Origin of the sequence: Desulfosporosinus sp. FKA (assembly GCF_002196785.1) — a bacterium.
Lineage (GTDB): Bacteria > Bacillota > Desulfitobacteriia > Desulfitobacteriales > Desulfitobacteriaceae > Desulfosporosinus > Desulfosporosinus acididurans.
The window spans coordinates 508,545-527,437 of the sequence record NZ_NAHZ01000034.1 but is presented as its reverse complement, the minus strand read 5'-3'; the positions used below and the strand labels follow the sequence as shown (position 1 = coordinate 527,437).

The 18,893-nt window shown below is 39.0% G+C and carries 17 protein-coding genes, 2 rRNA genes, 2 pseudogenes and 1 riboswitch; of the genes and pseudogenes, 17 read left to right on the top strand and 4 right to left on the bottom strand.

Translation table 11 applies throughout. The annotated features are described in order from the left end of the window. The 3 genes from B5771_RS23695 to B5771_RS23685 form a co-directional block, all read left to right on the top strand. Window positions 1-101 (top strand): 23S ribosomal RNA (locus tag B5771_RS23695); the annotation flags it as partial. 123 nt (window positions 102-224) lie between these two features. Then, window positions 225-341 (top strand): 5S ribosomal RNA (gene rrf / locus B5771_RS23690). Between the two features lie 220 nt (window positions 342-561). Then, window positions 562-846 carry a hypothetical protein gene (locus B5771_RS23685; RefSeq protein WP_172408355.1) on the top strand — a complete coding sequence of 95 codons (285 nt, stop codon included), beginning with the start codon at window positions 562-564 and terminating at the stop codon, window positions 844-846. Between the two features lie 50 nt (window positions 847-896). On the opposite strand, the gene B5771_RS23680 is transcribed toward B5771_RS23685, so the two are convergent. After that, window positions 897-1,103, bottom strand: a complete 207-nt coding sequence (locus B5771_RS23680; RefSeq protein ID WP_088189744.1) for a helix-turn-helix transcriptional regulator — start codon at window positions 1,101-1,103, stop codon at window positions 897-899. Window positions 1,104-1,127: 24 nt separating this feature from the next. Next, on the bottom strand, window positions 1,128-1,475 hold the full coding sequence (locus tag B5771_RS23675) for a DUF6442 family protein (RefSeq protein WP_088189706.1): 348 nt from the start codon (window positions 1,473-1,475) through the stop codon (window positions 1,128-1,130). A gap of 342 nt (window positions 1,476-1,817) precedes the next feature. On the opposite strand from B5771_RS23675, the pseudogene tnpA reads away from it, so the two are divergent. The 3 genes and pseudogenes from tnpA to B5771_RS23660 all read left to right on the top strand — a co-directional run bounded on the left by tnpA (window position 1,818) and on the right by B5771_RS23660 (window position 4,050). Next, a pseudogene (gene tnpA / locus B5771_RS23670) lies at window positions 1,818-2,275 on the top strand (IS200/IS605 family transposase). Between the two features lie 4 nt (window positions 2,276-2,279). Then, window positions 2,280-3,377: an RNA-guided endonuclease TnpB family protein gene (locus B5771_RS23665; RefSeq protein WP_088189705.1), complete on the top strand. Its 1,098-nt coding sequence runs from the start codon at window positions 2,280-2,282 to the stop codon at window positions 3,375-3,377. Between the two features lie 364 nt (window positions 3,378-3,741). Beyond that, on the top strand, window positions 3,742-4,050 hold the full coding sequence (locus tag B5771_RS23660) for a DUF3846 domain-containing protein (RefSeq protein ID WP_088189704.1): 309 nt from the start codon (window positions 3,742-3,744) through the stop codon (window positions 4,048-4,050). Window positions 4,051-4,174: 124 nt separating this feature from the next. On the opposite strand, the gene B5771_RS23655 is transcribed toward B5771_RS23660, so the two are convergent. After that, complete coding sequence (locus B5771_RS23655) at window positions 4,175-4,732, bottom strand: hypothetical protein (RefSeq protein WP_242966953.1); 558 nt, start codon at window positions 4,730-4,732, stop codon at window positions 4,175-4,177. 358 nt (window positions 4,733-5,090) lie between these two features. Then, window positions 5,091-7,130: a heterodisulfide reductase-related iron-sulfur binding cluster gene (locus tag B5771_RS23650; protein WP_088189742.1), complete on the bottom strand. Its 2,040-nt coding sequence runs from the start codon at window positions 7,128-7,130 to the stop codon at window positions 5,091-5,093. Between the two features lie 878 nt (window positions 7,131-8,008). On the opposite strand from B5771_RS23650, the gene B5771_RS23645 reads away from it, so the two are divergent. The 11 genes and pseudogenes from B5771_RS23645 to B5771_RS23595 all read left to right on the top strand — a co-directional run bounded on the left by B5771_RS23645 (window position 8,009) and on the right by B5771_RS23595 (window position 18,873). Further along, window positions 8,009-8,560, top strand: coding sequence for a hemerythrin domain-containing protein (locus B5771_RS23645; protein WP_088189703.1), 552 nt, complete (start codon window positions 8,009-8,011; stop codon window positions 8,558-8,560). A 208-nt stretch (window positions 8,561-8,768) separates the two neighbouring features. Further along, window positions 8,769-8,858: riboswitch (cyclic di-GMP riboswitch) on the top strand. A gap of 151 nt (window positions 8,859-9,009) precedes the next feature. Next, a complete protein-coding gene (locus tag B5771_RS23640) occupies window positions 9,010-10,221 on the top strand; it encodes a GGDEF domain-containing protein (RefSeq protein WP_088189702.1) in 1,212 nt (403 codons plus the stop codon). 294 nt (window positions 10,222-10,515) lie between these two features. Next, window positions 10,516-11,040, top strand: a complete 525-nt coding sequence (locus B5771_RS23635; RefSeq protein WP_088189701.1) for a hypothetical protein — start codon at window positions 10,516-10,518, stop codon at window positions 11,038-11,040. Between the two features lie 742 nt (window positions 11,041-11,782). Further along, entirely contained in the window at window positions 11,783-12,958 is a 1,176-nt protein-coding gene (locus B5771_RS23630) for an ATP-binding protein (protein WP_242966952.1), read from the top strand. 275 nt (window positions 12,959-13,233) lie between these two features. Further along, complete coding sequence (locus B5771_RS23625) at window positions 13,234-14,370, top strand: MFS transporter (protein ID WP_088189741.1); 1,137 nt, start codon at window positions 13,234-13,236, stop codon at window positions 14,368-14,370. Window positions 14,371-14,566: 196 nt separating this feature from the next. Beyond that, entirely contained in the window at window positions 14,567-14,980 is a 414-nt protein-coding gene (locus B5771_RS23620; RefSeq protein WP_088189699.1) for a MarR family transcriptional regulator, read from the top strand. Continuing rightward, window positions 14,968-15,237, top strand: a pseudogene (locus B5771_RS23615) (YnfA family protein); the annotation flags it as partial. The gene B5771_RS23620 and the pseudogene B5771_RS23615, both read left to right, overlap by 13 nt. A gap of 18 nt (window positions 15,238-15,255) precedes the next feature. Then, window positions 15,256-16,218 (top strand): cation diffusion facilitator family transporter, encoded by a 963-nt coding sequence (locus tag B5771_RS23610; RefSeq protein ID WP_140417783.1) that lies wholly within the window; start codon window positions 15,256-15,258, stop codon window positions 16,216-16,218. A gap of 371 nt (window positions 16,219-16,589) precedes the next feature. Then, window positions 16,590-17,048 carry a hypothetical protein gene (locus tag B5771_RS23605; protein WP_088189698.1) on the top strand — a complete coding sequence of 153 codons (459 nt, stop codon included), beginning with the start codon at window positions 16,590-16,592 and terminating at the stop codon, window positions 17,046-17,048. 52 nt (window positions 17,049-17,100) lie between these two features. Beyond that, a complete protein-coding gene (locus B5771_RS23600; RefSeq protein WP_088189697.1) occupies window positions 17,101-17,589 on the top strand; it encodes a hypothetical protein in 489 nt (162 codons plus the stop codon). A gap of 45 nt (window positions 17,590-17,634) precedes the next feature. Further along, complete coding sequence (locus tag B5771_RS23595) at window positions 17,635-18,873, top strand: glutathionylspermidine synthase family protein (protein WP_088189696.1); 1,239 nt, start codon at window positions 17,635-17,637, stop codon at window positions 18,871-18,873. Window positions 18,874-18,893: the final 20 nt, after the last annotated feature.

Below are 18,893 nucleotides of genomic sequence, written 5' to 3'. Positions count from 1 at the left end.
CTCGGTAAGACCCCTGAAGGAAGATCAGGTTGATAGGCCGGATGTGGAAGCACCGTGAGGTGTGGAGCTGACCGGTACTAATCGGTCGAGGGCTTGACCTAATACGATATAATACGTTAGCAAAGGGCAAGTGGCTCAAATGTTTCTGAGAAGACGAAGCTAGAAAAAGACTCTATGTAGTTTTGAGAGAACAGAGTTCGAAAAGGACAACTGAATCTCAAAGATCTGGTGATCATGCCGGAGGGGTTCCACCCGTAACCATACCGAACACGGAAGTTAAGACCTCCAGGGCCAATAATACTTGGGGCGCAGGCCCCTGGGAAAGTAGGTCATCGCCAGGTAACAAGCGATAGACTGCCATATTGGCAGTCTATCTGTGTTTTATGAAAGAAATGAAAGATAGCTACCGGGGCTCCACCCGTTCGATCCACGCTGCAGGAGAATGCGTATCGGGACGCAGCGTGGCGAAAAGCTCGTCCGCTTTTCGTATACACGAACACGGAAGTTAAGACCTCCAGGGCCAATAATACTTGGGGCGCAGGCCCCTGGGAAAGTAGGTCATTGCCAGGTGAACAAGCAACAGACTGCCATAATGGCAGTCTGTTTGTGTATCATGAAAGAAATGAAAGATATATTGGGTCCCACACTGCAGGAGAAGGAGTCACTGGACGCAATGTGGCGAAAACCTCGTCCGGTTTTCGTCACGCTGCAGGAGAATGCGTATGGGGACGCAGCGTGGCGAAAGGCTCATCCGCCTTTCGTTCCAGGGCCAAGGATACTTGGGGCGCAGGCCCCTGGGAAAGTAGGTCATCGTCAGGAAAAACAATACAGACATTTTTGCAATGACTTTTACAACGAAAAACCTATGCTTTAACAACATTTTTAGCTGGACAAGGTCATTCAAAATAGAATAATTCCTCAAATTTTTTATCTAATGCAATGCACAAAATAAGTGCTAATTTTGCAGTGGGATTGAATTGTCCTGTCTCAATAGAACTAATTGTATTTCTTGATACACCAACTATTTCAGCTAATTGGGATTGAGATAATTTTTCTTCTGTTCTGACTTCCTTTAACTTATTATGCAATACAAGTTCTTCCATCCGCTCTTTTTTAAATCCTGCCAATTATAACCACCCCATACCAGTTCCAATGATTGATGCTAAACCAGTAATCGCTCCAATAGTTCCTAAAACTGTACACACTAAATATACTTTCTTATCACGGTTATAATAAAAAGCTGTCCCACTTTGCCCAATCATTGCAAGTAAGAGAGCTAACGAAAACACTCTGTAATCTGCAAAAGCCTTACCTATTAGAAGTTTTTGTATAAAAAGAATTATTGATAAAATCGCAAATACAATTATTACTGAAAAATAGGAATTTTGATTTGCTGATTTTTGAATATATCGCTCACGTTCATCATTTAATAAATTTTCTTTTTTGCTCCTCTCTAAAATTTCATCTCTATTCATTCAAATTCCACCTTTCTATTAATTGACAAGTATACTTGGTATATTTAGTATATCACGCCAAGTTTTCTTGTCAAGAATAGTTTTAAATCTAATGAGGCTTGATGGATGTCCTGACCTAGTGGTACGGGAAGATGGAAGGAATGGGACTCGTGTGGGGGGCGGAGTGTCGCCGGAGGGATGCGTCACAAAGGGTCTGATTGTAGGCAAGAAGTATTATTAAAGGAGTGTTTTACAGAAACGTAGCCAAAAGCCCACGGTTTCAATCGTGGGATGAAGGCGGCTCCCGTTTCGTTTCTAAATAAATCCGTTGTAGTATCATTGAACAACGGATACAATAATGATATGGGACAAGAATATCGACGAACAACCACCACTGTTTCTTTAATTAACTATCATTTTGTTTTTTGCCCACGCTACAGACGCAAGATATTAGTAAATGACGTAGATAGAAGGTTTAGGGAGATTCTGCAAGAACTATGTGATGAACATTCTTTAATGATAGTGGCATTAGAAATAATGCCAGATCATGTTCATTTCNTGATGAACATTCTTTAATGATTGTGGCATTAGAAATAATGCCAGACCATGTTCATTTTTTCGTGAACGCTCTACCTTCTATTAGTCCATCAGACATTATGGCAAAAGTGAAAGGAGTGACATCAAGAAAACTACGGCAGGAATTCCAACACCTGCAGCACTTGCCTAGTCTGTGGACTCGTTCTTTCTTTTGCTCTACGGCTGGCAATGTATCTAGTGAAACGATTCAGCGATACATTGCTGAACAAAAAACAAGGGGTTGAGCATTTGCAAATCACCCTAAAAATCAAGCTGCAGCTGACAAGTGAACAACGTCAGTTACTTAGTGAAACTACTAAAGAGTACATACGCTTGGTCAATCAGGTTGTTTCAGACTTCGTTTCAGCAGACGCGCATCTCAACTATTCAAGTAAAGACGTAGTGGCGATCCTACCCAGTGCCGTTAAAAATCAAGCCATTCGAGAGGCCAAGAGTGTTTTCACGACGTACAAAAAAACGGTTAAAGCAAACGCCAAACTAAAACCTGAAGAACAGAAAGAAATTAAAGTCCCTATACTCAAAAAAGCGGTAGCTATCTGGAACAATCAAAACTATGCGGTTAAAGGCAATATACTCTCGTTTCCTGTAATTATTGACGGCAAATCACAGCGTCTTGAGATTAAAGCTATCCTGACGAATTATCAGCAAGAACGGCTGATCGGTAAATTGGGCAGCCTTAGAATAACGCAAAAGTCAGGTAACTATATGGCTCAAATCGCTGTCGAAGCTACTCAACAACTCAATATAGCCGATAAGGTTATGGGTGTTGATTTAGGGCTTAAAGTTCCTGCTGTGACTACAACTGAATCTGGTAAAACCAAATTCTTCGGTAATGGCAGACAAAATAAGTTCATCAAGCGTAAACATCGGTCAGTTCGTAGAAAACTCGGCAAACTGAAGAAACTCAAAGCTATACGAAAACGCCATGATAAAGAACAACGTTGGATGAACGATACTGACCATAAAGTGAGCCGACAGATCGTGAATTTCGCGAAAGAAAACAATGTGGAAGTCATTCGATTAGAAAAACTTTCTGGTGTACGCCAGACGGCAAGAACAAGCCGTAAAAACGAGAAGAATCTACATACTTGGAGCTTCTATCGCCTAGCATCGTTTATCGAGTACAAGGCCTTTCTGGAAGGTATTCGAGTTGAATACGTGAATCCTAAATACACTAGCCAAACATGCCCGTCTTGTGGTAAACGTAACCATGCTAAAGACAGAAAGTATCAATGTGAATGTGGATTTAAGGCTCATCGAGATCGAGTTGGGGCGATTAATATAATCTCTGCAACTGTGGTAGCTGGTAACAGGCTATCAGCCTAGAGTACCATTGTGTACTGCTCTAGGACGGGCTAATGGCATAGCCCTGAACTTGGGGTCATACTCCGATACTAGAAATAGATTTTGGTTTAATCCCCCAAGAATCCCACCGGCTTCAGCCGTGGGAGTGTCAATTTGACTCTAATAGGACGCCGATACTACAGGGGTACAAATAACGAAATGAACAAATCCTCCTCATGAAATAGGAGAATATAAAAAAAAGAAATACATTTATTGGCTAGGTGGAAGATTAAACCTAAGATGGAAAAATAAGTTTAAAAAATATTTGTAGGATAACTTTGGAGAAGGTACTTATTTTGAGCTTTGGTGGGGTAGAGCCATAACAAAAATTTTGGGGGTAATTGGAATGAGAATTTTAGTCAGAAAATCGAACAATTCGCCTTTATTGTTAGAAGAGATCGAGGGTACGCTTGAGGAGATTCAGGAGATCATCGGAGGGAATATGGAGATTTATCCGATGTCTAAAGGTTTATTTTGCATATATAACGAAGATGGGAAGATGAAAGGCCTAGAAAAAAATTTCTTTCATGATTATGCTGGATGGATTTTAGGAACTGTTATATTTGTTTCTGATGGTGGTGATGAATTTAAATCGCTTACTGATAATCAGATTACATTTATTAAGGAGTATATAGGTTCACCAGTAGTTCAGTAAGAGATCATAGAATCGTAATCGTTAATTCTGACTTCGTAGAAGGTACGTATAAGCCTTTTTTAATTTGAAAAGGAAATGAGGTGCTGAGGTGCAGCAACCCCTCTGAAATGTAATTCTAAATTCATCATTTTACCGGTGAGGGTTGATAGTGGGTCAAACTCGCATGCTCATTTGGAAATCTATTTTGAAATGCGTTTTTATCTTGAGTATTAATAGATTCTTTTTTAGGAAAAACATTTGGTGCTGTTAGAGTAACTATAGCCTTTGAGGTCGCAAGTCCATAAATGAGATGGTGCCAAATTGATGCATAACCACTTTTCGTTAGGCGAGGATTCATTCGAAAGAAATTCATTTTTTGTCCGAAATTATAAAGAAAACCCCATACAACTACTGAAAAAAAGCCACCTTTGATTATGTAATTATCTTTACCAAATTGCTTCAATATTTGAGACATACCAACCCCTAAACATGATCCAACTGTCATGTGAAATACCTGCCCAAGTAGGAAATTACTCGTCTTATTGAGTTTGGATGGTTTCATAATCATTGATCCTGCAAGATGACCGTAAAGACCCTCTGTTGTCTTATTACGCCATAATATGAAATTCGAAATGTCCATACATATGACACCGATTAATCCACCCAATAATCCAGCTATCATAGAGTTATCAATTTTTCGCATATCATTAACCTCTTTCTTAAAGAAAACGCCGTTCTTTTTCTAAGCTAATACTTCAATAATTTTAGAATTTCCTATGCAAAAATTTAAATGCTGGGAATTTGTGCCTTTAGGTGGGTGATATATTTCAAAAACAGTAATCCACCCTAATCATCTTTTGTCGATGAGGGTGGATATAATTCTATGAGATGTTTCCGGATGGTGTCGTATTAGAGTTTTCAAATACCACAATTAAAAGTTGGAAATGAATTTAATGAAGGCAGCATTGGGGCAATAATAATTAAAAATAAAAAACCCATCAATTGAAGAAAAAGGACTGAAATTAAATTTCGGTCCTTTTTTGTTGGGTTGTCGTTTTCAATTATATGCAAGTTTCTAAAATTTCGGAAATATCGAGAGCTTTTAAGGCTTCTCCTACTTCACGAGACGCTATCCCGTCGACGATCATGGTTAAGCAGAAAGGACATGCGGTACCTACATAATCTGTCTTAGCGGCAATTGCTTCGTCTGTGCGCATAACATTAATACGGCTGCCTTCATGTTCTTCTAGCCACATTCGACCGCCGCCAGCACCACAACAGAAGCTCTTTTCACCGGTATGAGCCATTTCCTTTATTTTAAGGCCAACAATTTTGAGCAATTCACGGGGTTGATCATATATCTGATTATAACGGCCTAAATAACAGGAATCGTGATAGGTAATTGATTTTCCGGAAATATTGTTTAGCTTAAGTTTTCCGGATTTTACGAGCTCAAGCAAGAAGGTTGAATGGTGCACAACCTCGAAATTCCCGTCTAATTGGGGATACTCATTTTTAAGAATGTTGAAGCAGTGAGGACATTGAGTGATAATTTTCTTAACCCCATATCCCTTCATGACTTCGATGTTTTCTGAGGCTAATGTATAAAACAAGTATTCATTTCCTAATTTACGGGCAGAGTCACCACAGCATTTTTCTTCGTTGCCTAAGATTGCAAAATGAACACCAGCCGCTTGTAACAGTTTGACTAAGGCAGCGGAGACTTTCTGGTTACGTGCATCAAAGGCACCTGAACAGCCAGGCCAATATAAATATTCAGCTGTAGGATCTTCTGCGAAGGTTTTTACTCCTAAGCCTTTTAAATAGTCGACCCGTGTGCTCCAACCGATGCCCCAGGGATTCCCGTTATTCTCCATATTCCTGAAGGCTAGCTGAGCCTCGGCAGGGAACCGGGTTTCCATTAAGACTAGATGTCGTCTCATATCAATGGTTTTATCAACATGTTCTACGAACACGGGGCATTGCTGTTCACAAGAACGGCACGTAGTACAGGACCATAAGTCTTCTTCTGGAATAACTTCACCTATGAGAGAACGTACCGGCAGTTCGACGTTCTCTTCGGTTGCAGCGGTTTCGGCTTCCGCTGTTTGATTGGTTAAAGCGTCTTTTTGTGCGGCCTTAACAGCTGTACCTACTTCTTCCATAAAAAACCGCATATCCTGAATGATCTTTTTGGGATTTAAGTGTTTTCCACTTAAATAAGCTGGACAGTTATCCTGGCAACGTCCACAACGCAAGCAAGCATCCGTATTAAATAAAGTTTTCCAAGAAAACTCGCGTAGTTGACTTTTCCCAAAGGTTTCAAGACTTTCATCTTCAAAATCTATAGGCTCAGGGATTCCGATGGGTCCTCTGTTACGGAAAACTATATTTAATGGACCCAATAGCACATGGAACAGCTTCGAATAAGGGAAGTAAGCGATGAACGTCATTGCTAAAAGTAGATGGAACCACCATAAAAATTTATGCAATGAAAGTAACTGTGCTTGATTAAGGGATGCTTTGAGGGGAATTGATATCCATTGTCCAATAAATCCCCATCCCGCCCATGGATCAGGTGTTGCCGCAATACGAGCTCCTTCAATTAGGAAGCCTGTAAGTAGTATTATAAATATTAAGGCTAGTGTGATTGCGTCATCCGTTTTATTATCTAGGCGATCAGGTCTTTGTATATAGCGGCGATATGCTGCTATTACGATACCGAGGATCGCAGCTATTCCAAAGAGATTCGCTGTCAGCTTTATAAACAGATAAAGCCATCCGTGGAATATTTGTAAGCCAAAATCAGCTTGCAAAGTGATCGTTGCTGTTGCAAAGGCTAAGAATACAAATCCCCAAAAAATACAAACGTGCATAATTCCTGGATAAGAATCTTTTAGGATTCGCTTATGCCCGAAACCATAGACAATAATATCTTTTAGGCCTTGCCATAGATATTTCCAGCGATTCTCAGGTTGACCTAATTTCCAAAGTGTTACTCGTTTGTAGACTCCGTAGGCGAAGATAATAAGTGCAATGATGAAGAACAAATAGAGCCAGTGCTCTCCTTCAATGTTCCAATACACTTGACGTGTGGCCATGCTCATGCTCATCTCTCCTCATTTGATCTGCGAAGCATCTGAAAAAGCGCTTCGCGGATCAAATTTATGTTTTAGAATCTTTATTTTTGTCATAGCTAAGGGTAAAACTTACTGTAGAATTCATGTTTCCTAAAGTAATTCGGTTGCAGCGTACGAGCATCTTTCAAGGACACTTGAATGGTTGTTTTTATAAGGGACGTGAGCTATTTCACTTTTCTTGGCCTGGGACATAAGACGGTTTGCGGCAAGGGTATACTTACCAATTGATGATTCAGGCATACTATTAAAATTCACAGGGGTAACGCCAATGACTATGCTTCTCTTTTATATTTAACCACTTCCTTTTCATAAATAAAAGTTATGATAAGAACTGTGCTTTGTATTTAACAACTATTAATTTCTCGTTAAATACAAGAAAAAGATTGCATGAAAGCCCAAGTTTAAAGGGCTTCTCTGTAATAGACTAAGTGTTCCAACAATTCAAACTAGTTTTATTGCTTTGATTATACCTCTAGGCATAACAAACCACAATGGCATTTGACGGTTTTGGAAAGATCTCTATAAACGAATATTCCGATTTGTGTATTAAAAAGTTTTATGATCTTCAAGCATTTTTATTTCGTAATTCATGGGTTTGAATTCTTAAGCTCATGCGTATAACAAGCAATGAATTTGTGAGTGTGTTTCTCTCGCTTGCTGCTCACATTTTTAGGATAAAATTTAGCAATAAAATAAGCGGTGATTAAAATCATAAAATAATTTGATTTGAATCACAGATCAATTGTGCCGAGTTATATAAAATTAAGTCATCCAAAGGAAAGATTTTCAAACGTCCCTCGTATGGTAAACAAGGGTTACACTATAAAGGAGTGGAAAAAATGCAGCCAACTAAAGAACTAAAAATTGAACATGAAGCCGTCATCAAGGTTTTGCAGATTCTTGATACGATTAGTCAGCGAATTACTGAAGGAAAAGATATAAGCATCAATGATCTAGAAACCTTACTTGAGGTTATGAAAGTATTTGTTGATCGCTGTCATCACGGTAAGGAAGAAAAAATTCTGTTCGAAGCTATGGAATCTGTGGGTATTCCAAAAGAGGGCGGACCTGTTGGCGTAATGCTCTATGAACATGACAATGGACGAAGATACATCGGTGGAATGCGGGAGGCCTTTGAAAAGTTTAAATATGGAGATAAAGAAGCACTTAATGAGTTTGCAGCGAATGCTTCTGGCTATACAACCCTTATGTATGCGCATATTGACAAAGAAAATAATATTCTTTATCCAATGGCAGAAACGTATCTATCTGAAACGGCGAAAATTAAACTAGTACAAGATTTTTCTATGATTCAAGCTCAGGAGACAGGCGATGGTATGTATGAAAAATACTTTAATCTTGTCGAACAATTAAAGGCCAATTATCTCTAAGGAAAAGTCCTGAGTTGGTAAAGGTTCACAAGTTATCAGCTACTTCTAATCTCTCGGTGTCTTATTATCAAGTAATCGATTGAGCAGTGCAAAAATAAATTTGAATTGCAAGCTATAATTCAAAAGGTTCTAAAAATTATTGTTGAAAAAGAGGCTAATTAGCCGTATATTATAAGAAATTAGTACTGTTTTCATAGGACTAATTTCCTAACAATATGGGCAAACCGTTTGAAAGAGCGGGACGCAAAGCCATAGGGTCTAAATTCCTTAGTTGGAACATGATAGCCTGGTTGCTTGATATGCATCTGTATGAGAGCAGCCTTGATAACCAAGTCTGCTCTTTTTCCTTAATCATTATGGATTTTAGGCTTAAACAATAAGAAAACTTATTAAGTCATAATAACTAATTATGATCTCCAAGGTTATTTTGGAAAGGAAGATTATTCATTGTGTACACATTATATTTATTTATTGTCTGCTTTTTGAGCATTTTAACCGCACATACCTTGCTTAACCGAACGAAAACAATCAAATATTCTGTAGTTGTTTTCGTTCTGATTACATTATTTACCTTTGCTACAGGAATTTTAGTTGAAAAAAATATTAAAAACCAAATAGCTGTTGAATACATATTAGCTTTTATTGGTTTTTTTTACATAGCTTATTTTGAGTTAATATTTAGTGAATCCACCTCGAAAAAAATATTTACCTTGCTTAGCATTTGGATATTCTATCGCATTACATTTTACTTTTTAAATACATTTGGAGAACTATTTTCCGTTATTTTTAATATTAAATATAATAAATACTTAATATATGTGTTTACTAATTGTATCCAGATTATATTATTACTAGTAACATGCTTTTCACTAAGTAAGTACTACAAAAAAATACTTAGCACAGTTTCTGACAGGATTCTAAATTTTATGTCTTTATATCTAGTTATTGCATTTCTGCTGTTAAAGACAACGTCATTTTTACAATTTCAAAATACAAGTTCTATATATGCTATATTATTGCTTTTAACATTTATCATTTGGGGATATGTACTTGTTTTTGCGGGGATATCTTCAGCTTCTCAAATAATATCATTAAAATATAGTATGGAGAAGCTAGAGTGGGTTTCAAATACTGACACTTTAACTGGATTATATAACCGAAGATGTATTATGAAAAAGCTTGAAGAAGAGTTAATAAGAAATAATGGACGAAAAAATAGTTTTTCAATCATTATTGGAGATATTGATTATTTTAAGAAGATAAATGACACCTTTGGACATGATTGTGGGGATTACGTACTAAAAGTTGTATCCAAAAGCCTACAGGATGCTGTGCGGGAACGAGATGTTGTATCTAGGTGGGGCGGGGAAGAATTTCTGATCTTACTTCCGGAAACAGCAAGCGAGGGCGCATGCAAACTCGCAGATCGAATGCGGAAAATTCTTGAGGAACAAATTATCGAGTATAACGGGTATAAAGTTAAAATTACAATGACATTTGGGGTAACAAGCGTTAATGATAATTATGGGAAGGTTGAAGATATAATAAAGAAAGCTGACTGTGCATTATATGAAGGGAAGAGACGAGGAAGAAACTGTATTGTTTTAGCACCATTGCCACCCTCGTCAAGTTCAAGAAGCCGTCATGATTTAAATGCGTAGTACATAATAAGTATGACACTGAGTGTTCTAGATTAGAATGCTGGGTGCTATTGTTATTTGTGGTTGAAATTGTGGTATAGCCAATGAATTATTTGTAGTTATATAGATAGAATATTAAGATATTGTCAAAATAATGGATATTATCCTGTTTCATTGTATAATGTTAGTAGTACTCAAGTCCTATTTGGATGGGACCTAAGTTATGAATAATTTAAGGCATTTGGTTTTAGAGGAGGAAGTTAATTTAATAACCTATTTGGCAATTTCTCTTTATAAAATAAAGGAGGGGTGGTAATGGGTCAATTAATTTACTATTCAACAATAACTGGCCTTTGTACTTTTAGTGTAGAAGCAATTATTCTAATTTCCAGCTTTGAAACGATTGATAGTATAATCCTGAATGGAGGAAAAAAGCGTTTTGTTGATTTTGTAAGAGTTATGATTCTTGTATTTGGTATTTCATTGGTTCTTTATTTAGGGAGAGATTCGAGAATGGAAAATATTTATGCTTATGGTTTTACCTTTGTAATGGGCTTATTGCTTACCATAGCGATGTACTTAATTGCAATGTGGATCATGAGCAATATTAGCTTAGGTAAGAACTATTTTATTGAAGATGAAGAATATGGGAAGCTGTATTTGATAAAAAACTCTGATGAAAGATTTATTTTCATAACTAAAAAGTACATGTTATTAGCAGATCAACCAAAGGTTACCGACAGTAAAATTGTCTTATTAAAGGGACAATTAGATATAAAGCAAAAGAAACTTCACTCTGAGCCTAAAAAGTTAACCTTGAGTTATAAGGAAGCTGCCTAGAATGAATGAAAATAATTAATCCAGGGCGTGTTGCCCTGGATTTTTACGTATAAGCCAGGCAATTCAAAATGTGACAGCAACGGCCCAAGAATCTGCTTCCAGCTCAGAAGAGATTTCTGCTAGTATAGTGCAGACAACTACTTCATGGAGCAAGTGAATTTAAATGCTCAGTCTCAGGCGCAATTGGCAGAGAAGTTAAGTGAATTGGTTGGGAGATTTAAAGTATAACTATGTAAACAATAACACTTAAATGAAGTATAATAGCAACGAGTGAACTCGTTCAGCTAAAGCTGAACATCGGGGTTTTAGATACAATAATGTCCAGTGGACATTATTGCCGAGCCACCCCCACCCCCACCCCCACTTACAAGAAGTGGGGGTCTTAAAAACTGGATAAAATTAAGTAAAAGGACTGAATTTCGATTTCGGTCCTTTTTTGTTGGTTGTCGTTTTTATGTGTAGTATGTATGAAATTGACACCTGTTATATCTTCAATTTCTTAGTCAATTAAGGAATCTTTGAAGCTAGTAACATATATGGTTCGAGGAGAAATATTTTGCATTAAAAGCCTATAGAAATTCGCAGTTTGTGAAGGGTTATGATGTTAGATGTAGAAATAGTTCTAAAATAAGGATACTTATGGAAATCGACTTAATAGAAATAGGGTGAATGCATGAACAATAAGAAAATGTTTATACACTTATTCATAACCTTCGGATTGATCCTAGGAGTAATTCTTTTTGTGTTTGATCGGTGGCTGTCCAGACATAACTACTCATTTATATATTCGTGGACCATTGTCATTTTAACCTATATGATATGTGGAGGTGTTATTGGTCATCTTCTGAAAAGGGCATTTGATGAACAGATAAGAAGCCAAGAGGCACTCATCGAAGAGCAAAAGCGTTTACATGCCTTACTAGAAAGTCTTCCAGGCTTTATGATTGTTATCGATGAAGATTATAAAATACGATTTGCAAATCGTAATTATATTATGAAATATGGGAATTGCGAAGGAAAATTCTGTTATGAGGTGGGCGATAAAAGGAGATCTTGTGAAAACTGTTCAATTGAAAAGGCATTTAACAATGAATTGCCGTTGCATAGTGAGGAAATAATTCGCAGCAATAGAGTTTATGAGGTCACGTTCCAGCCGTTTTGTGATATCGATGGCTCTAAGTTGGTGATTAGGACTTTTTATGATGTTACAGAACGTAAAGAGGCCGAGCAAGAATTATCGCGGTTGCATTCAGAAATGTCGCGCCTTGAGCGCCTGAATATTGTGGGACAAATGGCCGCGGGTATAGCCCACGAAATCAGGAATCCAATGACAACGGTACGCGGATATCTCCAATTGTTAGGAGAAAAAATGGAGTTTCAAGCTCTTAGAACAACGCTTGACCTTATGGTTGAAGAACTTGATCGTGCAAACTCGATTATTACGGAGTTCTTGTCATTTGTTAGAAATAGCCCTATGGAGAGCCATTACCAAAACATTAATGACATACTACGGAATTTGTATCCATTGCTGGAAGCCGACGCATACAGTCAAAATAAGAAAATCAAGCTTGAAGCGGGGGTCACACCGGATATTCTCCTAAACTCCAAAGAGATTTCACAATTAATTCTCAATTTAAGTCGCAATGGATTCGAGGCAATGCGAGCCGGTGGAACGCTTAAATTAAGCACATACATTGCGGACCAGCAGGTTGTATTTTCTGTTGAAGATGAAGGGTCTGGTATCAGTGGAGAAACTTCTGAAAAACTGGGAACACCGTTTTTTACGACCAAAGAAAATGGTACTGGATTAGGATTAGTCACTTGTTATAATATTGCTGATCGACATAAAGCGAAAATTGATTTTAAAAGTTGCTCTGGTAAAACAACATTTTTTGTACGTTTTCCTGTTACTGCTTGAGATTTTGCGTTCTTTCCTTCTTTTTCGTCCTCCATGACCAATGCGTTAACCACCGGTTCATGAGTTCCAGAACCTAATACACCTAGGCACAGCAGTCCATGGTGTATTTCCTAAACAGGTTCAGGAAAGTTCTTTGGATAAGTTGGCCATCAGAAATAATTGCACCAAAAATGTTGTAACACATATTACAAGAGTTTAATATGTAATAGGTATTACATATTTAGAGGGCAAAATTATGCACCTTGGAGTTTGCCTTCATGTGGAGTGTGAATATCATGTTTAACATAGTGGTCTTAGGTATTGTTAGCTTCTTAACGGATGTTAGTTCAGAGATGGTTTACCCGTTGATACCAATTTTTCTGACGGTTACACTTGGCGCCAGTCCGGCAATTGTTGGAGTTATTGAAGGTATAGCTGAGAGTATTGCAAGTTTGTTAAAAGTATTCTCAGGTTATTGGGGAGACAAAACTAAAAAGAAAAAGGAATTAGCCATTGCGGGATATGGAAGCTCGTTTCTGGGAAAAGTTGTTCTTATATTTGCCGGCTCCTGGGGTGGAGTGCTTATATCGCGAGTCATCGATCGATTAGGTAAAGGTATCCGGACTGCTCCGCGTGATGCACTCATTGCCGAATCTTCTAAAGCAGAAGCTCGTGGTCATGCCTTCGGCTTACATAGGGCGATGGATACCTTCGGGGCGGCCCTAGGCGTTGTCATTGCCTATTTTCTTTTGATCGGAAACATAAACAACTTTGAACGAATTTTCTTGTTTTCTATGATTCCGGCTTTTCTGGGTGTGCTGGCCCTATTTTTTGTGCGGCAGCCTCGTGAAATAAGCGCCGGCAAGAAGAAATTAACCCTGTCATGGTCTGCACTCGATACAAGACTGAAAGCCTTTTTGATCTTAGCCTTTATCTTTAACCTGGGGAATTCATCCAATCAATTCCTGTTGCTAAGAGCTAGTAAACTTGGTGCATCCGCACCGTTCGTCATCCTTCTATACCTGGCATACAACATAAGTTATGGAATCTTATCTTATCCAATGGGCAGATTATCCGATCGCATAGGACGCAGACGCATTCTGGTAGCGGGATACTTCATTTACGCTTTGGTTTATTTAGGGTTTGCGTTAGTGACTCATATTAACACTCTTTGGCCGTTGTTTATTGTTTATGGATTTTATATTGCCTTTACAGAAGGAGTGGAAAAAGCTTTATTGGCAGACATTGCTCCTAGCCATTTACGAGGTACTGTCATTGGGTTACATGCTACTTTAGTTGGCTTGGCTCTATTACCGGCTTCACTGTTCGCCGGATTCTTGTGGGATTTTCTGGGGGCTTCAGCGCCATTCTATTTTGGAGCAGGCATGGGCTTGGTGGCAGCTGTTGGGTTATTTGTGATCTTAAAAGAATAAGACAAATAAAGTACTAATCCTAATGCTAACTTTAGTTGTGCCAGAAACCGACAGAAGAAATTGATTCTGTCGGTTTTACTTTTGAACAATTTTATCAACTTAATGCAAAAACTATTGTTTGGAATAGATATTTTTAGTATATTATATCTTGAATATCAAATAATAAGAATCTACTAGTAAACTTGGGGGATGACTTATGATTGAAGAATTAACTAATGAACTCTTATTTTTCTTTAACGGGTTCTCGTCTTGGGAAAATTCAATCGTACGTGCCAGTGATTTAACAATTTCAGAAGCCCATGCTTTAGAGGTATTGGGAGAACACGAAAAAATTAAAATGAAAGCTCTAGCGCAAAAACTGGGAGTTACGACGGGAACTACGACGGTAACAGTCGATAGGCTTGAAAAGAAAGATTTCGCAAAACGTGAATCAACACGGGAAGATAGAAGAGTTAACTTAATTGCTCTAACAGAAAAAGGTAAGAAAGCTTTTGAGGAACACCATAACTACCACATGCAATTAACGGAACAAATGGTTTCAGTTTTAAGCGAAGATGAAATAAGGCAATTCCTTGATACTCTTAAAAAAATAAATATGGAGACTTTCTAATTTAGCTTCGGGAATCAAAGCCATTCTGGTTTGGTATTCTTGGAGGAATCATACTTGTCATTTATGGTATCATCCCCACTTTACAAAAATTTTTGAATTTTGGCAGAGTTTATGCTGCTTATGGAGGGGTATTCATATTTTTAGCTGTTTTATGGGGGTGGCTTATAGATAAAAAAGTGCTCGACCGTTGGGATTGGATAGGCACGGTAATTTGCTTAGTGGGCGTATCGATTATGCTTTGGGTCCCACGTCGCTAGAATGGGAGGATGATTATTATGAGAAACGATAGCCATAAACACGAACACGAAGATGAGCATGAACACGAGCATGGATTGTTTCATTCCCATGCGCCGGAAGGCAGTATGAAACTAGCGTTTTTCCTAACGCTTGTCATTTTAATCGTTGAAGTTACAGGCGGATTGATTTCCCACAGTTTAGCGTTATTATCTGATGCCGGGCATGTACTTACAGATATCGCAGCTATTGGACTGTCATGGTATGCCATTAAGCAATCTAAGAAGCCTTCGGACGAGGGTATGACTTTCGGGTATTATCGTGCAGGTGTTTTAGCGGCATTTATCAACGCTGTCACACTGATTTTGATAACTCTTTGGATATTTTGGGAGGCGTTTGGCCGCTTTCGTTCCCTTGAACTTGTTACGCCGACTTGGATGTTTATTAGTGCTGGTGTGGGCTTAGCAATGAATTTGTACCTTGGACTAGGGATGCGTCATGACGAAAATATCAACGTAAAAAGCGCAGTCCTCCATATGCTGGGCGATGCTGCTGCATCAGCTGGGGTTATCGTGGGCGGAATAATAATAGCCTTTACGAAATGGTATATCATTGACCCAATACTAAGCGTTCTGATTGCTTTACTAATCGCCTTTGGAGCATGGAAAATTATAAAACAAACCGTGAATATCTTGATGGAGGGAACCCCTGCTGGAATTGAAATAAAAAAAGTAATTGATACAATTCTTTCGGTAAATGGCATTCAACAGGTTCACGATTTACACGTATGGACGATTACGGACGGTAGAATTGCTTTATCCTGCCATACGGTAGTGGATACTAAAACGACCATTGGAGAAATGCAGAACCTTCTTAGGGCGGTAGAACATAAATTAGTACATCTGGGAATTGGACACGTCACAATTCAACCTGAAGATAAGACTCACCCACATGACGAGTCAGTTTTATGTGGAAACAATTATACAGAGGGACAAATGCATTAAGGTTTGAACTGTGTAAAGAAAGTATAATGCTTTAAGGAAAATTGTTACTTTGAGCTATGTTTCTGTAAGTTCAAAAACTTAAGGAAGGGGTTCTTATACGTAGAAGGGGTCTTTCGGTAGCCTACAAGTTAAGCTTGTAGGCTATTTCGTGTGGACCGCTGAGGTGATTGACGGCGAGATTGCATTCTAGCGGCATATGTTTGGCTACCGGTGGAATTCGGGAAAATCGAGTTTATCTTATGACCCGATGATAAGGTCCTCGGATTGCTTTGACAATTGGGATTTTTTGTGAGCAGGATTATTCCTTTTTTTAAGCGAATAGGAAATTAAAGAGTTAAATACCAAAAATGAAAGTAGAAGGAGAATCGAGAATGGCTCAGTTAGAGTACCGATTGCTGGATGAAGAAATGGGTTTTCCAGCACTTTTTGGGTATGAAAACATACCAAAAGAAGAGGTGATTGCGCGCTGTTTATGTGATTACTTCGTAAAGGAATTTACAGTTTATGAGCTCACTTCATCTGCTAAGGAAGACTATTTGCAAGTGATCTATGTAAAAAAAGTGGAAGAAAAACCGAATTCCTTTACTCCAGGACAAATTTCGGGGATGGGATATATTTTGTTAGAGCTTCGGGAGTTTCTGGAGGAGGCAGAGCATTACCCCCTTCTTAAGACTCTGGAACTTGGGAATATGCAGGATTTACTCATGTATGCGGTTAGCCAATATATAAACTTTCAAGAGAGTGAATGGGAAAAGACTTCCTTTGAAATCGATGAGGATCGGCAAGTCTTTAGCCTATATTTAAAGAAGTCAATTCCGGTTAAGGCGTAAAGTATAAGGGTTAAGCTCAAAAGACTACATAGTACTAGAAAGAAGGGATAAGGTGACCAGGACACAACGTATGGTCGGGATTTTCTTGTCAACGGCTCTCGTAGTTGGTATTGTGGGCTATGGAATAAAGGAAATATCTGAGGACCAACAAGAACAGCAGGGCATTACCGGTGGTGCAACAAATGGAGGAGGAACGGTTATTGTTGATAACGATTCCCATGGAGGGCTTTTCTCGGGGTTCTTTGGACCGTTTGGCCCATTCGGTCCCTTTGGGTATTTTAACAGACGATCTTCTGGGTATTTCTCAGGAGTAAATTCGGGAGTATCCTCAGGAACGTCCGGGAACGTGAAGACCCCTGCGTTCGGCTCATCGGGGAGTTCTTCAAGTACACAATCGCAAGGTGCAGGAATTGCTGGTATATCCCCATGGGGGAAATCGGGTTCGACAAGTTCCGGTTCCTCTTCTTCTAGTTTAAAGAGCGGGATTTCAAGTGGTAGTCATGGTGGGATTGGAAGCAGCAGCGGTGCCAGTGCCAGCTAGGTGTCAATTAAAATAGGATTAAGATTGAAAGGGGAAAGTTAAACCGTGCAGAGGTGCCAATACCCAGAGATTCGTGAAAAGTTTTACGGGTCCATTCGCGAGGTTTTCTCCTGGGACTGGATCGATGGAAATGAATATGGCTTAGCTGGAATCCACTATATTAACGAGGAGTTTCGCCAGGAAATTGCTTTGGCAACGGAAGAACTTGGGAAGATCTATGCAAAAACTGTAGTGATGGTTCAGCAAAGTCCAGAAAGCTTGCTTGAAATGTTGGGACTCCCCACAGAAACGTTTCAGGCGATTCGGCTCCCGATCTTGCCAGAAATTCCGACGACGATCGGTCGCTTTGATTTTGCGTCTACCGCACAGGGGATTAAAATGCTGGAATTTAATGCGGATACCCCCACAAGTGTGGTTGAAGCATTTTACACAAATGGTAAAGCGTGTGAGTTTTTTGGTGCAGGCAACCCTAATTTAGGGATGGAGCAGGCCCTCGCAGTTGCCTTTCAGGGGATTGTTGAACGCTATCAAGGGTTAGGCTACCCAATAGAAACCATCGTTTTTAGCGCCTTGGATTGGCATGAAGAGGATAAGGGAACAGTCGAGTACTTATTGAAAAGGTCGGGCTTGCCTGGTCGATTTGTCCCACTGGAAAATCTCAGAGTGATTGAGGATGAACTCTGTGCGCTTATCGAGGGAGAGTATCAGAAAATTGATGTTTGGTATCGGCTTCATGCGCTGGAAAAATTGGCTGAAGAGAAGGATGAGGACGGGTATCCCACAGGAGCCCATGTTCTCGATCTAATCGCACGAAGAAAATTGGCGATTATCAATCCCCCTGCAGCATTCATTGCCCAGACTAAGGCAGTGCAGGCTTTAATATGGGGTTTGCATGAGGCAAAAAGGTTCTATACGGAGGTTGAGCAAGAAATTATTGAACGCTATATGCTCCCGACTTATCTGGAAAATTCTTTTTTGGGGAAAGAACCCTTTGTGGCTAAACCCATTTTTGGAAGAGAAGGAGGAGCTGTCAGCATTTTTCAAGCAGATGGCAGCGTACTAGAGAAAGACAGGGATGAAATGTATTGGGAGCAACCGATGATCTATCAGAAGTTCGTGGAGCTGGAGGAAGTGGAAAGCATCACAGTAAATGGCCCTTATAAGGGGCGGTTGCTCTGGGGATCTTTTCTCGTCGGAGGAAAGGCTTCAGCGATCAGTGCAAGAATCGGGGAGCGAATCACAGGAAATCTATCTTGCTTTTTGCCGTCGGGATATAAGAAATAAGGAGTAAAAGAGAGGGAATA

Excerpts from the sequence above, each read along its gene's own strand:
- B5771_RS23680 (WP_088189744.1), bottom strand. The coding sequence starts at position 1,103 with ATGGAAGAACTTGTATTGCATAATAAGTTAAAGGAAGTCAGAACAGAA.
- B5771_RS23675 (WP_088189706.1), bottom strand. The coding sequence starts at position 1,475 with ATGAATAGAGATGAAATTTTAGAGAGGAGCAAAAAAGAAAATTTATTA.
- B5771_RS23660 (WP_088189704.1), top strand. The coding sequence starts at position 3,742 with ATGAGAATTTTAGTCAGAAAATCGAACAATTCGCCTTTATTGTTAGAA.
- B5771_RS23655 (WP_242966953.1), bottom strand. The coding sequence starts at position 4,732 with ATGCGAAAAATTGATAACTCTATGATAGCTGGATTATTGGGTGGATTA.
- B5771_RS23650 (WP_088189742.1), bottom strand. The coding sequence starts at position 7,130 with ATGGCCACACGTCAAGTGTATTGGAACATTGAAGGAGAGCACTGGCTC.
- B5771_RS23645 (WP_088189703.1), top strand. The coding sequence starts at position 8,009 with ATGCAGCCAACTAAAGAACTAAAAATTGAACATGAAGCCGTCATCAAG.
- B5771_RS23635 (WP_088189701.1), top strand. The coding sequence starts at position 10,516 with ATGGGTCAATTAATTTACTATTCAACAATAACTGGCCTTTGTACTTTT.
- B5771_RS23625 (WP_088189741.1), top strand. The coding sequence starts at position 13,234 with ATGTTTAACATAGTGGTCTTAGGTATTGTTAGCTTCTTAACGGATGTT.
- B5771_RS23620 (WP_088189699.1), top strand. The coding sequence starts at position 14,567 with ATGATTGAAGAATTAACTAATGAACTCTTATTTTTCTTTAACGGGTTC.
- B5771_RS23610 (WP_140417783.1), top strand. The coding sequence starts at position 15,256 with ATGAGAAACGATAGCCATAAACACGAACACGAAGATGAGCATGAACAC.
- B5771_RS23605 (WP_088189698.1), top strand. The coding sequence starts at position 16,590 with ATGGCTCAGTTAGAGTACCGATTGCTGGATGAAGAAATGGGTTTTCCA.